We start from the raw sequence: 15,801 nt of genomic DNA, 5'->3' as shown, positions 1-15,801 counted from the left end.
GATTTAAAAATGCTTTTTATAAAAGCAAAACTCTCAACACTGTTTTTTATACTAAATTTAAATGTCGATAGCATAACTAAAAATGCAAAAAAAGTGCTGTTTTTATAATTTTAGATGCAGATGATAACGCAATTTTTAGCTTTTGACACCGGTATCATAAAAATTTTATAAATTAATTATCCCTTAATTTTAAAGGCACTGATATAGCTTAAACCCAAAAAACGAAATATTAATGACTTTTAACGAGTGTTTGTATATTTATCTAATAAGTATGCATAAATAAAAAAGTCGGCCTTAAAGCCGACTTATTATTAACCGCTGCTGTTAATTACTCAGTGCCAAGCCACCATTTAAGTTATAAACGGTTTTATACCCTAGCTGCATTAAATTATTAGCCGCTATTTTTGAGCGGTTTCCGCTTCGACACAATAAAATATAACTATTGTTTTTACTAAGCTGCCCTTCAAATACCGCATTAGCCATTCTGCTAAGTGGTATATTTAATGTGTTTACGTTGGGAGTATTAAATAACTGAGCTACATTTGTAGCGCCATGCTCATATGGTTCTCGTGTATCAATTAAATAAGTGTTATCAGTGCCAAGCATTACTTTTGCATCGTCAAAACTTAGCTGTTGTGTGTCAATTTTTGGCAGCGCATTTACATAACCACACAACTGAGTGTTACTAACTTGTTTTTGTACATCGTATTGCTGCTTTTGCACTGCAAACTTATCGATTGTAATCTCGCCATTGTTTAAAGCTTTTAATAAAGGCGTTTGCTTTTGCTGAACAGCCCAGTTCATAGCAAAACACTGCTGATAGTCATGCCCAGAGCAAATAATACTGCGGTCTGTAAGCTGCATGCTTAATGTTAAAATAGACTGCGCCATTACTTTAGCATCGCCCCCTTTGAGCGATGTGTTACCAAGCCCCGCAGGTAGTATTAAATCGCCACAAAAACAGTATTGCGTTTCACCCGCGCTATTTTTTAATAAATAACTGACGCTATCTTCGCTGTGTCCTGGTGTCGCTACTTTTTCAAGCACGTCATATGCTAAATTGATTTTAGCCAGATCAATAGGCCAACCAAGTGCATCAACCTCACTATTCACAAGCCTAGATGCTAATACACTGGTTAATAGCTGTGTTGCAGACTCTCGCTCTTGATGATTATGAGTGTTAAGTACAGCTGCTACCTTTAAGTTTTGCGTATTCGCTATTTTTTCAAACCGAGGGATAAGCTCTATAATGGGGTCAATAATAACTGCATGTTTATCATCGCTCACATACAACCAACTACACGCGCCATGATGCCTAAATTGAGTTAACCCCAGTGCGCACACTTCTTGTTGTGGTGTAGTGCTGTCAGATACGATTAAACAGTTTGCTTGAAGTATTTGTTTTAAAGCACGAATACGCTCACAAGCATAAGTTATATCTTGCTGCGTGGCAGCTGGGCCAAACGAGAGCCTAATTGCATTTTCGCTTTGCCATTTACTTGCGCCCATTGCATCAAGTACAAAGCTTTGCGCAGCACCTGTACTACACGCAGACCCGCCACTAACACGAATGCCAGCCGCGTCAAACAAATCAATTACTTCTTTTGACGTTAAATCGTTTACAGCAAAGTTTAATGTTGTTGGTACTGAATGCTCAAAACGATGGTTAAACGTAATATCGCCAAATGTATTTTTTAATGCTTCGTGTAACTCACTGCGATAGCTATTTAATGTCTCTAATGACTTAAAGGTATCATCTGTTTTATCAAGTAATAAGCTAAAAAGCTTATTTAAACCTGCAATACCTGGCAGGTTTTCTGTGCCTGAGCGCATACCGCTTTCTTGTCCGCCACCGGCTATAAATGGCGTATAAGCACTGCCTTTTTTAATATAAAGTAAACCAATCCCTTTGGGTGCATAAAGTTTATGCCCTGAAAACGGCGCGTAATCTATCGTTGTATCGCTAAGCGCAAGCGCTTGCTTACCAAGTGCTTGAACGCAATCAACCATCCACGATACATTTTTGTTACGGATGCGAATTACTTGCTCTATTGCCGCTAAATCTTGATACACGCCAGTTTCGTTATTAACCGCCATTGTGCAGATCATCAATGCGTTATCAATGTGCTTTGCAATAAAATCTAAATCTAAAATACCGTTACTATCAACGGGAATAGCAAGCACTTGGGCGTTTATTTCAAGTACGTTATTCCAATGTTTCAATGTATTTGGCACAGCTTTGTGCTCTGTAGCACCATAAAGTAATACTGGGTTTTTAATCGTGTGTTTTTTAGCATTAATAAGCGTAGAAACTACCGCCGTTTGAATGCCCTCTGTAGCACCAGAGGTAAACAAAATGTCGCCGTTTTTAGCACCAATAACGGTGCGCGCTTTATCGCGTGTTTGTTCTAATAAGTGTTTAGCTTGAATACCACTAATATGTGGGCTAGAAGGATTACCAAAACATATTTGCATAGTATGGGACACCACATCGGCAATGCATGGCAACACTGGTGTTGTTGCATTTGCATCAAGGTAAACTTGTTTTAGTGGTTCATCGGGCAATAAAAACTCAGACATTAAAAAACGCACCTTTATTACTAAAAAATATATCTTATTACCAATAGTACATAAATTTAGTGGTAATGAGTAATAACTCTTTAGCAACTTAGGTGCGTTTACTATTCTTTTTTATACTAAAAATTTGTTTGTAGCGTTACTCTGCCAACTCTTTAGTTATTTCTTCATGTGTTGATGACCACGCATTTATTAATGCTTTTACAAGCGATGCTAATGGAATGGCAAAAAACACCCCCCAAAAACCCCACAGGCCACCAAAAAATAACACTGCCACAATTATAAACACGGGGTTTAAGTCAACCGCTTCCGAAAACAACAGCGGCACTAATACATTGCCATCAAGTGCCTGGATGATTCCGTAAATTATTAAAATGGTCCAAAACTGCGTTTCAAGGCCAAATTGAAATAACGCCACAGCGGCAACCGGAATAGTAACAAGTGCTGCGCCTATAAAAGGAATTAATACCGAAAAGCCAACCAGTACGCCTAAAAGCGCCGCATAACGAAGCTCTAAAACAGTAAAAGCGATGAACGAAACGCCGCCAACAATTAAAATTTCAAACACTTTACCGCGAATGTAATTCATTATTTGCTGGTTCATTTCATTCCATACCTGCAAAATTAAGCGCCGTTGCTGCGGTATAAGTTTAGCAGCGCTACCTGTTAGCTCTAACTTATCTTTAAGCATAAAAAACACAAGTAGCGGCACAAGTACTAAGTAGATAAGCCATGCCACCACATCTTTTAACGACGTAAGCGAAAACGATAAAACCACTTGGCCAAACTCAATAATTTTGTCTTCAACAGTTGCGACTATCGCTTGCACCTGTTCAATATTAATTAAACTTGGGTATTGCTCAGGCAGTGCAATTAAATACGACTTACCTTGCTCTAGCATGTGCGGGGTTTCTTGCACTAAATTACTGGTTTGCTTCCAAAGTACAGGGCCAATAACCAAAATAAGGGTAAGCATAATGCTTATAAAAATTAGCATTACAATGACCGTAGCACCAAAACGTTTTACACCAAAGCGCTCTAAATGCACTACCGGCCAATCAAGTAAATAAGCAATTACCAGTGCCACTAAAACCGGCACGATTAACGAACCAAAAAAATAAAGTAAGGCTACCGAGGCTAATAATAAAAATAATAAAGTAACCGAATGAGGATCCGAGAACTTCCTTTCGTACCATTCTTTTACGTATTCAAACATGTAATGGCTCCACTAATAACAACCCTTGTTGTCTATCATAGTTGTAACGATAAGCATTTTTTTGCAAAAAGCGCTCTATGTCATGTGCACTTTCGTCTTTGTTTACACTAAAACGAATACGCTGTTTTGATGACTGTGCATTTTTTAAGGCAAGTTTAAACTGCACAAACTGCTGCGGACATTTAAACGGTTTTAAATCACGCTCTAACATAACGGCTTTACTCGCATAGTAAATGAATAATAAGTCGCATATTGTCGGTCAATATACTTATAAAGCATGAACAGCTGTAACTTTTTCTTAAAACAAATCATGCAATAGTTTATCCTTGTGAAATAGTTAGCAGTAAGGATAAGTTAATGTCTGGAACGCATAATAAAGCGCATCTACCAAGTAATCCAACACTCAAAGAGATTAATTGGTTTAAAAAACAGATTAACTGGGGCGAGCTGCCTCCTTTTTATCATTTAGTGGCGTCTTCGGTTAGTGAATCAGAAGGTGTGTTAGAACACGGATTTGATAACGCAGTAAAAAGCTTACTCGATAAACGCAACTGGAACTTAGACTTACTAGATGGCTACGAAGATAACTTTGGTGAAATACATACAAAACATAAACCACGCATAGCACTGCACCAAGTATTTACCGACAGAGGTTTTGAGCTGTGGGCTCAACCTTATGCAAAAGATGTTATTGTTGATCAATACATCAAAGACAACCGTTTTATGGAATTTAGAGTGTGGGATCCACATTCGATGAAAAACTTAATAAGAATAAACCAGCTTCATAAGTTTATTGGCTTTTATTTTGAAAGTGGAGATAAAGCCGATAAAGCACTTATTTTACATGCGCACAAAGTAGTACATAAAATTATTACTTTTTTACAGCGCGAATTGAACGTTGTAAAGCTTGACGGAGTCACAATAAAAGAACTCTACCAATTGTGCGAAAAAGACAGCCGCGCAAGCAGTGACGAAATAGATATTGCCAAAATAGCCATTGGCGAACCATTAAACAAGGAATAAAATGCAGCTAAAATCAGCATTTATCACTTTATGTAGCGCCGCACTAACATTTAGCTTATTAGTGAGTGAACCATTAAAGGCGCAGACTAACTTTACACTTCCTGATTTAGGAACCTCCGCATTACAAGTCTTGCCACTTGAAAAAGAGCAAGCCATTGGCGAAGTCATGATGATGCAGATACGCGGTTCATCACCTGTTATAAACGATCCTGTGCTTGACGAATACCTAACAACTATCGGCAGAAAACTAGTAGCAAATGCTAATGATGTACGTTTTCCGTTTTCGTTTTTTTGGATTAATAACTCAGAAATAAATGCCTTTGCGTTTTATGGCGGACATGTAGGTGTGCACACAGGACTGATAGCGCAAGCCGATAACGAAAGCCAATTTGCATCAGTACTTGGCCACGAGATTGCTCACGTAACACAGCGCCATTTAGCTCGTCGAATTCAGCAACAACAAGACAATAGCGCGATGACAATAGCCGGAATGATCGCCGGTATCTTAGCAACCGTTGTAGCGCCAGATGCGGGTATTGCTATTATTTCAGCAAGCCAAACACAATCTGCATTTAGCCAGTTAACACATAGCCGCTCTGCCGAGCAAGAAGCCGACCGTATTGGTATGCAAACACTTAACAACGCAGGCTTTGACGCACGCGCTTCGAGTGAGTTTTTAACAAAGCTCGCTGCACAAATTCGTTACAAATATAAGCCACCCGCGTTTTTACTTACTCATCCACTGCCTGAAAGCCGTGTATCTGATGTGCGTTTACGCGCCGAGCAATATCCTCAACGTCATATAAACCCAAGCCTTGAGTTTAATTTAGCTAAAAGTCGCGTACTTGCTCGCTACGATAACAAACCAGAACAAGCCGAAGATTTATTTAGAAAACTATTACGCGAAAATAACTACAGTAACATTGCCCTTAAGTATGGTTTAGCTATTAGCCTACTCGATCAAGATAAGTTAGACGAAGCAGCGCCAATTCTTGATAAGTTATTAAAAAACGACCCTAAAAACTTATTTTATATCGACACCCACACAGATTTACTTATAGCGCAAAAAAAGGCTGATGAAGCCGTTAAATTTTTAGCCGATTTAAACCAATACCGCCCTAATAATCAGGTTATTACGCTAAACTACGCCAATGCAGCACTTGAAGCTGAGCAATACAAGCTGGCAGAAAATATACTTAAAAGTTTTTTACTAGAAAAACCAGATCATAACTTAGGTAAACAATTACTTGCTGATGCGTATAAAAAACAAGACAAGCTTGCTGCCTATCATGAGGCAAATGCTGATGTACTATCGCAATACGGCGCATATATAAAGGCCGCAGACGAAGTACAAAAAGCACTTAATTTTGTAGAGCCAACAGAACTTGTTAAGCAACAACGCTTAAAAGCACTACTTACCCAATACCGACGTTTACAAAAAGAGCTTGCAAGACTTTAAGTCTGCAAGCGCTTGCCCTAAAATAGAGGCAATTCACACTTTGGATACATTTTATGTCTGTTACTATTTATCATAATCCTCGTTGTTCTAAATCACGCGAAACACTTGCCCTATTACAAAATAACAATGTAGAGCCAAATATTGTTGAGTATTTAAAAACACCTCTTACACATGAGCAAATTACAACCCTTGTAAGCCAGCTTGGTTTTGATTCCGTTCGTAAGCTTATGCGCACTAAAGAAGACGCTTATAAGGCGCTTAACTTAAAAGAAGAAAACAGCGAGCAAGCTTTAACCGATGCCATGGTACAAAATCCAAAGCTAATTGAGCGCCCTATTGTAGTTAATAACAATAAAGCAGCTATTGGTCGCCCACCAGAAAATGTATTAAGCGTTTTATAATGAGCGAAACCATTGTGGTGCTTTACCACTCAAGCCATGGCTCTGTAGAGGCTATGGCTCACGAAATAGCTGAGTCTATTGAGCAACAAGGCGCAACGGCCTTACTACGTACTTTTGTTGCTAAAAATCCGCACGACATTGTTATTTCAAAAGATGAACTAATAAATTGCGACGGCCTTGCTTTTGGTACGCCCACACGATTTGGCATGATGGCCTCTCAGGCTAAAAGCTTTTGGGAAACCACCAGTGATCTATGGCTAAAAGGGCAACTAATAGACAAGCCAGCTTGTGTGTTTTCGTCATCAAGCAGTATGCATGGCGGCAATGAAGCCACACTACTTAACTTGTCTTTACCACTTTTACACCACGGTATGATGCTACTTGGCATACCCTACGATGTACCTGAATTATTAGCTACTCAAACAGGTGGAACCCCTTATGGTGCAACGCATGTAGCCGGAAGCGCCAATAGCACACAGTTAAGTAAAGACGAAATTAAAATATGCCAAAGCGTTGGCAAACGCCTTACTCACATTGCGAGAAAACTAAAATGAACACCGCTGACACTCCAGCTAAAAAGCCAATAACTATAAAATTTCAGCGCGCCGCACTATTTGGTTATGTAGGCTTATTGATTTTACTTCCAGTGTGGATGTATTGCATTCCTCCTTTAAATGGCAATACGAGTTTAGCGTCAATATTTGCGCCTATCATCCCGTTGTTACTGCCACTAAGAGGCATAATTAAAGACAACACCTACACCTATGCGTGGGCAAACTTTATTGTAATGCTTTACTTTATTCACGGGTTAACCATGCTTTGGGCGGCGCCTGATGAGCTTATATGGGTGTTATTAGAGCTTATATTCGCATCGTCTATGTTTATTGGCTGTACATACTATGCAAGGCATCGCGGGCAAGAGCAGGGTTTAAAAATTCGTAAACTTAAAGAAGAGCTTGCTGAAGAAAAAGCCGCAAACGAGCACGGTAAATAACGCTTAAATATTATACCAACTCCATTAAGTGTGTGTTCTAAATTTTACGCCGAAAAAACAATTCAGTTATAGGCGTAAACTGATGTAAATGGTTGTTCCCTTTACGAAAATTACAACAAAGAAATGAGTTGTTTTAGCAAGTAAAATAGATCAGCTATTTATTGGAGTTGGTATTAATACCCTATAAGGTATCACGCTACATAAATTAAAAAACGCGCTTAAATTACTTTAAGCGCGTTTTTTATTAACTATTTAACAGTGACTAAACCAGCTCACTTAACGCAGCAAGTGCCACTATACTCGCAAGCCCAATTTGAGCCACCAAGCTTAATAACGAAAAGCCTCTTAATACAAACAGCCCCCAAGGGTGTTTGATGTGCGGGTATAACGCGCAGCGCTTTAAACTGGCCGCAAAGAAAAAACAAATCACAGCTACCATGGTTAAACCAAGTGTTAATTCACTTTTAATCGTAGCGGCTTCATCAAAAAAGAAAAACAACTGTAATGGGAATAATAACGTAACCACAGCGTGCAACACGTGAACTTTTTTGATTCGGTCAAATTGCCCTTCTGGCGATAGCTCTTTAATACCAAAATCGCGCTCTAAACATTTAACTAGATTATTAGCCTTAATACTTACCGCGAGTCTGTAACAGCTTAAACCTTCATTATTACGTGCTCTGAAATCGTATCCGGCTTTAATTAATAGCACCATCAACGACTCATTTTTAGCAATCACAGCATAATGTAATGCGGTATTACCTAAGTTATCGACTGCTTTTTTATCTTGCTTTGCAAGCAGGGTTTCTACTACGTTTACAAAGCCTTTTTCAGCAGCCCACATAAAAGCTGTTTTATTGTTTTCATCAGCCAGTACACCTGTTGCACCTTGCTCAATAAAGCGCATAGCCATAGTTTGTTTAGCTGTTTTTTTACGTAAATGAGTAAGTAAGGCCTTTTCAAGTAGCACAACCGAATCAACGTCCGGCGACACTTGAGTCAGTAAAGTGAAGTAATCTTTACCAGATGCCACCTTTTCACTAGCAAGCTCAGACAGTTTATCTAGATCAGCAATTGATTCTGGAATAAAGGCGCTTAAGCGCTCTCTAAAATCAACTTCTTTCCAAAGCGCTAAAGCATCCTCTGCAGAGAGTTTACTTTTATGATTTAACACATGCTCAATAAGCGTGAAATAGCGTTTACTAAATAATAAATCCACTAAAGAAAGTGGTGTATTAATGGCGCTTTGCGCAGCAACACTTGCGTACTTTTCAAGACGCTGAAATAACATAAGCGCTAAGCTTTCTGGGGTGTATTCATTATCGTAATAATGGGTTTTTACCGCACCAATATAAGCTTGAGCGTCTTCATCATATTCGCAAATATGTTGAAAATAACATTCTTCAAATGGTTCCAGCGGGGTTAACCATGCCAGGTAATAAATAGGTGGCAACACGGTAGTGCAAACACCATCGTCTTCATTTGTAGAACGACAAGCAGGCCAAGCTTCCAAAGCATCTAAAATAAAGGCACCGTTTTGTTCTACAAGTCCTTTAATAAGTAATGGGTATTCCTTTGGCCAAATCAGTACATTTTCCATTAAAACAACACAACTCCAGTGTGGCTTGGGGGTGGTAAGTTATATCAGTTTTTAGCTGACACCACGCTTAATCAAAGTCTCGATATTCTAGCACACCTTTATTTAGCTGCGAGCCTAAAGTTGCTCAATAACATCAATCCTTTACTTACAAATATAAAAACGGCCAAGTACATAAGTAATTGGTCGTTTTTAAGGTTGGAGTTGGACTTAATCAGAGCTAGACAAACAAATTATTTGCTTTGTAATTCGCTAATAACTTGCTCCAAACCTACTTCAGAAATACGTTGGATGATCTCTTTTTGTTTAGCGCTTAATAACGAAATGCCTTCAGCAACAATGTCGTATACTTTCCATTCGTTATTCTTACCTAAGCGAAGTTTAAAACTTAAATCAATAGTGGGTGCATTTGGCTCAATAATTTGTGTATTTACCGTTGCATATTCAGAGTCACTTTTAACATTGTTACGCTCAAATACCACCTTTTGCCCTGTGTATTTCATTAATGCACCGGCATACGTACCTGTTAAATAATGATCCACGGCATCAATAAAACGCACTGCTTGTTCGCGCTCTATACCTTTAATGTGCTTGCCAAGTAATTTAAACGACACAAATTTAACATCAATATGCGGCATTAAGCGCTCTTCAACAATTTTAGACATTGCGGCTTTGCTCGCGTTACCTTGCGCATTTACTTTACCAATGTCTGCAAATAACGAATTTGCAACCGACTCAAGAAGTCGATCTGGTGCTTCTTGTGGGTTGGCATAAGCCAAACTGCTAATAAACGCTGTCGCTATAAGTAAAAGCTTAATTAATTTCATGAGTGTTATGTCTGTGTGATTAAGATGGCTGTAATTTACGTGATCTACCTCAGTAAAAAAAGCATTAAATAGGCAACTTATTAATGCCCAATTAGCACCAATAAAATAAAAACATATAATTCAGTGTGTTAACACAAAGCGGTTAACAGCTCATATACAACCGGCATTTTGTCCTCATTGAAATAGTAAACAGGTCGCCCTTATTATTTATTTTATATTCTAAAACAAACAGTTGGCACCTATGAAAACGTCACTTAAAACACTTTATATTTCTTTTATATTAGTAGTATCGCTATTTGCAAAGAGTGCATCTGCTCAATCAGCACATGGCTATGCGGTTGATTTTCTCAAAGGAGAAGGTAACGTAAATGGCGTTAAACTAGCCTACCAATACCATGCCCCTAGTATGCAAAACCTGGTAGGTGACGCACGGTTTTATTTTGAAACGAGCATAAACATGTGGCAATACCGCCACGGCGATAAGTCACAGTCTAATGTTGTGCTAGCTATGTCACCAGTGCTGCAGTTTCCGGCGTTTAGCTTTAACAACACCCCATTTTATGTTGAAGCAGGTATTGGTGTATCACTTATTGATGAAACTGAATTTGCGGGTAAAAATATTAGCACCCATTACCAGTTTGAAGACCGTTTAGGGCTTGTCGCCGATTTTGGTAAAACTAATGTCGCACTGAGAGTTATTCATTACTCAAATGCCGGTTTTAAAGAGCCAAATCCAGGCCTTAACTTTTTAACGCTTTCGGTAGCTAGGCGCTTTTAATCCTTTAGCTAATGCAATACCTGTGTTTTTATAATACGGGGCGTATATACATACTATAAAAATTACAGTCATAAAAAAGCCCTGTAAATCAGGGCTCTTTTAATATTGTACTTGCTTGTTGCCTTGGCACTAGCCCACTAGCCAATGAGCCATTAAAGCAATAACAGGCAGCGTAATAAGCGTTCGCAAAATAAATATAACGAACAGCTCAAAAATATTTACTGGTATTTTACTACCTAAAATAAGCGCACCTACCTCAGACATATAAATAAGCTGAGTTACACTCATAGCAGCAATAATAAAGCGCGTTACGTCACTTTCAATGGTGCCAGCCGCCAATATTGACGGTATAAACATATCAGCAAAGCCAACCATAATAGTTTGCGATGCAGCAGCGGCTTCGGGTACTTGTAGAAGCTCTAAAAATGGCACAAACGGCATACCCAAATACTGAAATATAGGCGTATGCTCAGCAATAATTAACGCAAATGTACCAACAGCCATGACGACTGGCAATACACCAAATACCATATCAAGTGCATTATGTACGCCCTCTTTCACAGTGCCTTTAACGCCTGTTGAGTTATCTGCTTTGGCAAGCGCTACATCAAGAGAGTGACCAAATAAGGTTTTATTATTAGGGATAGTTTCTGCATCTCTATTTGGCTCGCTGCCATCTATAAGTACATCTTTTTTAAAGCAAAGAGGCGGTAAACGCGGCACAATAATAGCGGCCACAATACCTGCTAAACATACCGTGGCATAAAACGGCGCAAATAAGTACTCAAGCTTTACTTGCCCTAGTACCACTAAACTAAACGTAATTGATACCGCTGAAAACGTAGTACCTATAATTGCGGCTTCACGTTGCGTGTAGTGTTTTTGATCGTACTGTCTAGCCGTCATCAAAATGCCCACACTGCCATCACCTAACCACGATGCAGTGCAATCAACAGCACTTCGCCCTGGTACGCCAAATACGGGTCGCATCACTTTAGTCATCAAAGTACCAGCAAGCTCTAATAAGCCAAAGTTAATTAATAATGGTAATAATAACCCCGCTAAAATAAACACCGAAAACAACACAGGGAGTAAATCGTTTAATACAAGCGCACCTGTATTAGCAGAAATAATCATTTCGCTACCCACGCTTAAGTGAGTCATTAAAACAAATGCCATACCAAATAAACGCACTGCCAGCCACATCCAGCTCACATCAAACAAGTGTTTTAATAAGGGCGAGTTACAAATTGCGGCAGGCTTAAACGCTTTAGTAATTACAGAAATAACCCCTGTAATACAAATAATTAGAGTAATAATAGCTTGAGCAGAACCAAACATTATGGTTTGCACAGCTTTAGCCATCACGGCAATAGGAATGGTCATTCCCTGAGAGGTAGAAATCGGTGTCATAAATAAAAACACACCAATTAACGACGGTACTAAAAAAGTAAACCAAGTGCGCCACGTGTAATGTGAACGATGAGGTAACTGAGACATATTTTTTAACCTATAAAAACTACAAAAAGAGCTGAGCGCTCTTTTTGTAGTAAAAATTTATTATTATTTAAATTTTAATACCGCGCTGAATAAGTGCAGCTTCTAGCGCCTGTTGTAAACCATTCATAGTACCTGGCTCAAGCGTTTCCCCCTTGTCATCCATCCACGTTAAGCTAGTACCGCCCTCTTTAGTTTTACTTACTAAAATTTGGTACTGACCTTCATCTATAGGTAATTGAGCAACTTCGTCGCCCCAAATAGAATCCCATACACTGCTTTCTGGCGCATTATAATCGGCGGTGATTAAACCCGTTTCTTGGTTAATTTCAACAATTGTGAACGATAAACGCTCTAAAAACCCTGAAAATCTGTCAAACACTGCATCGTACGATTGCTCAGTAACAAGTGCTGCATTACCTTTGTTATCAAAGCCCATTTCTAGAGAAATAATACCTTGGCGTTGACGCATATCAACTTCAAGTTGGCGGTAGCGGTAGTCAAACTCACTCACTACTTGGTTAAGTGCACGTACTTCTAACTGCTGTTTTAATAAATCAGTTAACGTGTTATCACCTTTAAAGTCTATAAGCTCTACACGTAAAGAGGCAGTACGTTGGTGCGATTTTTCTTCAATAGTAAATCTGAATTTTTCTAAATCATCATTTACTTCATCGCCCCACCACCAAAAGCTCTCTTCGGTTTTTATAATTGAGTACCAATCGGTTTCAATTATTCCTAATAGTTTGTCTTCTTTTGTAGCCGCTGCATTATTCTCAGCAAGTACTGATTTAATTGTATCCCAAAGAAATTCGTCTAAATCAACAATGCCGTCGTTTTTATCAAAGTAAATACGCGCCTGTTTATCACCTTCTTCAACCCAGCTACCTTTAGCGATAGTAAGCACTTGTGCTGGTGGGCGATAATTTGTTGCTTCTGGATTGTTGTCGTATTGACCTACATCCATTTTATAAACTGGGTCTTGAGCTGGTTGAGATAACGACTCAGGTGCTTTTACTGGCTCATGAGTACGGTAATTACGCTCATTATGTGCTTCATTAATAAATACACTACACCCTGATAAACTTACCAATACACTTACTGCAAGCGCTTTTGGGATCCAATACTGCACAGATATTTCTCCTTAGCATACCCTTTAATTGTTTTAACAAGTATATGAGTGGGTGATGCTGATTTGGTTCAGTGTAAAATCAATATTAACTTTACATTTATTATTTGGCTGCCTAATTGCAATAAAGTTCAGCACTTTGAATTAGAAAAAATCTAAGCGCAATTAAGCAAATTTTAGCTATGGTACTTTCCCATGCCAGTAAAAACAAGAAACACCGCACTTTAAAAGCGCTTAATTAGCCCGCATTGTAGTTTAGAGCACTTTTTGTGTTAAACTTCGCCGCCGTGCAACGTATTGTATGTGCATCGGGCTATATCAACTCGGTTGTTATATTTCAAAAAACGTAGGTATTAAACTTCATGACTGCATTTTCAAATCATCAAATTGTTTTAACTGCTATTGGCGAAGATAGGCCGGGAATTGTAAGTGAACTTACGCAACTTGTAAGTGATTGTCATTGCAACATAGTAGATAGCCGAATAGCCATTTTAGGCAGCGAGTTTACCTTTACCATGCTGCTAAGCGGCGACATGTCGGCCATTAGCCGCATAGAGCACACCTTACCAACTAAAGGCATGGAGCTGGGCCTACTGACCATGATGAAGCGCAGCACGACTCGTCACACCGAAAGTGAATTTTGCGCCGGTTACACGCTCGAATATACAGGGATAGACACCCCTGGTACATTGAGTAAAGTAACGCGCTACTTTGCCGACAACAACATTAGCATTTGCTCTTTAAAGTCAGATACATACGATGAAGAAGTCGATACTAAAATGCGCTGTGAAATTGAATTTAATATTCCGGTTGATGTAGACATTGACCAATTTAAAATTAGTTTTGAAAACCTTTCTCACACACTTAACGTAGATTATATTTTTAAACGTATTCGCTAAGGAGCAAAGCATGAACAAAATTAGCCCACTACAAGCCGGTGATACCGCACCCGCTTTTAGCCTACAAAACCAAAACGACGAAACAGTCACATTAAGCGAGCTGCTAAAAGAGCAACAAGTACTTGTGTACTTTTACCCTAAAGCCTCTACACCGGGTTGTACGGTTCAAGCCGAAAACTTACGTGACCAACAAGCAGAGCTTGCTAAATTTAACACCCGCGTTGTAGGTATTAGCCCAGATCCAATTAAGCGCCTTAAAAACTTTGAAACTAAAAAAGAGCTTAACTTTGATTTACTAGCCGATGAAGATCACGCCATTGCAGAAGCTTTTGGCGTATGGGGCTACAAAAAGTTCATGGGTAAAGAGTACGATGGTATTCACCGCCTAACGTTTTTAGTAGCCCAAGACGGTAAAATAAAACACCTATTTGATAAGTTTAAAACCAAAGATCACCATCAAGTAGTGTTGGATTATTTAGCTGCTGAATAAGTTAGCTGCAGAATAAGCTAGTGGCTGAGTAAGTTAGCTATCAGCTATCAGAAAAATACAGAAAAGCGTTGCTCAAGGGCAACGCTTTTTTATGCCTATACATTTGCGCTTTATTTCTAGCTATAAGCTCCCAACTAACAATTGTTATAATTGCGGGAAAAATTGATAAAAAAGTAATTAAATAGATAAAGTTATTACTGGGGAGTCTGGTATTCAGGGTTATTTATAAAGCCACTTGGTATATATTAAGTTGTTGTCGTGTATTATCATCAACCGCTACAAAGTTTGGAATAGTATCAACTAAACTTGCACCTGATTTTAAAGCAATTTTAATGCTAGCTACATTTTGTTCTAAGCATCTAAACTCAATGACTTTAGCGCTTGTATTTTTGAGTATGCTTGGCACTCTTGCGATTACTTGACCGATAATACCATTGCCTTGTACATCACTAGTTAACCAGTAACCAAGTTCCGCTATATTCAAATCAGGACAAATAAACTTAACTGCAAAAACACCACTCAGATTATCTTTATAATAAATTTTAAACCACCGCGAACCATTAAGCCCGCTGTTTACTCTGTCGAGTATGTACTTTTTAGCTGATTCAATATTGTTTACCCCTTCTACCCAAGGCAAAAATTCACCTAAACTTGCCCGACTTAAATTAACAGTCTTTAACATGCCCGCAGCATCGCCTTCCACTAAAGGAGCCAGTTTAATGTGTTCTGCAATTTGGATATGCAAGTGTTCTTCCTTGTGAGTATTAATTTTATAGTTATAAGTTTAAAACTAAAGATCACCATTAAATAACCTTAAACTTATTTAACGGCTGAATAACATTTGAAATATTAAAAATATACAGAAAAGTATTATTCTAAGGCAACGTTTTTTATGGTGATTATTAAATGCTATG

Annotated in this window: 16 protein-coding genes; 8 read left to right on the top strand and 8 right to left on the bottom strand. The window is 38.6% G+C overall.

All coding sequences use genetic code 11. The annotated features are described in order from the left end of the window. Positions 1-324 precede the first annotated feature (324 nt). The 3 genes from J8L71_RS17570 to J8L71_RS17560 all read right to left on the bottom strand — a co-directional run bounded on the left by J8L71_RS17570 (position 325) and on the right by J8L71_RS17560 (position 4,004). Entirely contained in the window at positions 325-2,580 is a 2,256-nt protein-coding gene (locus tag J8L71_RS17570) for an aminotransferase class V-fold PLP-dependent enzyme (RefSeq protein ID WP_211001664.1), read from the bottom strand. Positions 2,581-2,716: 136 nt separating this feature from the next. After that, complete coding sequence (locus J8L71_RS17565; protein ID WP_211001663.1) at positions 2,717-3,793, bottom strand: AI-2E family transporter; 1,077 nt, start codon at positions 3,791-3,793, stop codon at positions 2,717-2,719. Then, positions 3,786-4,004: a sulfurtransferase TusA family protein gene (locus J8L71_RS17560; RefSeq protein ID WP_211001662.1), complete on the bottom strand. Its 219-nt coding sequence runs from the start codon at positions 4,002-4,004 to the stop codon at positions 3,786-3,788. The genes J8L71_RS17565 and J8L71_RS17560 overlap by 8 nt, the downstream gene beginning before the upstream one ends. Positions 4,005-4,150: 146 nt before the next feature. Between J8L71_RS17560 and J8L71_RS17555 the strand changes: the two genes are divergently transcribed. Genes J8L71_RS17555 through J8L71_RS17535 form a run of 5 tightly spaced genes read left to right on the top strand, consistent with a single transcriptional unit; the run spans position 4,151 to position 7,670 of the window. Beyond that, entirely contained in the window at positions 4,151-4,816 is a 666-nt protein-coding gene (locus J8L71_RS17555) for a hypothetical protein (protein ID WP_211001661.1), read from the top strand. A 1-nt stretch (position 4,817) separates the two neighbouring features. Next, entirely contained in the window at positions 4,818-6,275 is a 1,458-nt protein-coding gene (locus J8L71_RS17550; protein ID WP_211001660.1) for a M48 family metalloprotease, read from the top strand. A gap of 53 nt (positions 6,276-6,328) precedes the next feature. Then, on the top strand, positions 6,329-6,676 hold the full coding sequence (gene arsC / locus J8L71_RS17545; protein WP_211001659.1) for an arsenate reductase (glutaredoxin): 348 nt from the start codon (positions 6,329-6,331) through the stop codon (positions 6,674-6,676). Further along, positions 6,676-7,230, top strand: coding sequence for an NAD(P)H:quinone oxidoreductase (gene wrbA, locus J8L71_RS17540; protein ID WP_211001658.1), 555 nt, complete (start codon positions 6,676-6,678; stop codon positions 7,228-7,230). The genes arsC and wrbA overlap by 1 nt, the downstream gene beginning before the upstream one ends. Then, positions 7,227-7,670: a DUF2069 domain-containing protein gene (locus J8L71_RS17535; protein WP_211001657.1), complete on the top strand. Its 444-nt coding sequence runs from the start codon at positions 7,227-7,229 to the stop codon at positions 7,668-7,670. Before wrbA ends, J8L71_RS17535 begins: the two co-directional genes overlap by 4 nt. Before the next feature lie 262 nt (positions 7,671-7,932). Here the strand turns inward: J8L71_RS17535 and J8L71_RS17530 are convergent, their stop codons facing one another. Both J8L71_RS17530 and J8L71_RS17525 read right to left on the bottom strand, forming a co-directional pair. Continuing rightward, a complete protein-coding gene (locus J8L71_RS17530) occupies positions 7,933-9,270 on the bottom strand; it encodes an ankyrin repeat domain-containing protein (protein ID WP_211001656.1) in 1,338 nt (445 codons plus the stop codon). 230 nt (positions 9,271-9,500) lie between these two features. After that, positions 9,501-10,094, bottom strand: a complete 594-nt coding sequence (locus J8L71_RS17525; RefSeq protein WP_211001655.1) for an ABC transporter substrate-binding protein — start codon at positions 10,092-10,094, stop codon at positions 9,501-9,503. A gap of 241 nt (positions 10,095-10,335) precedes the next feature. Between J8L71_RS17525 and J8L71_RS17520 the strand changes: the two genes are divergently transcribed. Then, the gene (locus tag J8L71_RS17520; RefSeq protein ID WP_211001654.1) at positions 10,336-10,872 is read left to right on the top strand and encodes an acyloxyacyl hydrolase; all 537 of its coding nucleotides are present in this window, start codon (positions 10,336-10,338) and stop codon (positions 10,870-10,872) included. Positions 10,873-11,001: 129 nt separating this feature from the next. On the opposite strand, the gene J8L71_RS17515 is transcribed toward J8L71_RS17520, so the two are convergent. Together J8L71_RS17515 and bamC are read right to left on the bottom strand one after the other, a co-directional pair. Then, positions 11,002-12,372 carry a YjiH family protein gene (locus tag J8L71_RS17515; RefSeq protein WP_211001653.1) on the bottom strand — a complete coding sequence of 457 codons (1,371 nt, stop codon included), beginning with the start codon at positions 12,370-12,372 and terminating at the stop codon, positions 11,002-11,004. 67 nt (positions 12,373-12,439) lie between these two features. Next, a complete protein-coding gene (bamC, locus tag J8L71_RS17510) occupies positions 12,440-13,501 on the bottom strand; it encodes an outer membrane protein assembly factor BamC (protein ID WP_211001652.1) in 1,062 nt (353 codons plus the stop codon). A gap of 359 nt (positions 13,502-13,860) precedes the next feature. Here bamC and J8L71_RS17505 point away from each other — a divergent pair, with 359 nt between their 5' ends. After that, positions 13,861-14,397: an ACT domain-containing protein gene (locus tag J8L71_RS17505; protein ID WP_058548128.1), complete on the top strand. Its 537-nt coding sequence runs from the start codon at positions 13,861-13,863 to the stop codon at positions 14,395-14,397. Positions 14,398-14,407: 10 nt separating this feature from the next. Further along, complete coding sequence (gene bcp / locus J8L71_RS17500; protein WP_211001651.1) at positions 14,408-14,887, top strand: thioredoxin-dependent thiol peroxidase; 480 nt, start codon at positions 14,408-14,410, stop codon at positions 14,885-14,887. Between the two features lie 223 nt (positions 14,888-15,110). Here bcp and J8L71_RS17495 read toward each other — a convergent pair whose 3' ends face one another. Beyond that, positions 15,111-15,632, bottom strand: a complete 522-nt coding sequence (locus J8L71_RS17495; protein ID WP_211001650.1) for a GNAT family N-acetyltransferase — start codon at positions 15,630-15,632, stop codon at positions 15,111-15,113. Between the last annotated feature and the right edge of the window lie 169 nt (positions 15,633-15,801).

This window comes from Pseudoalteromonas sp. MMG007, from assembly GCF_018100985.1.
In the GTDB taxonomy this organism is placed as follows: Bacteria; Pseudomonadota; Gammaproteobacteria; order Enterobacterales; family Alteromonadaceae; genus Pseudoalteromonas.
This window is presented reverse-complemented; position numbering and strand designations above follow the sequence as displayed.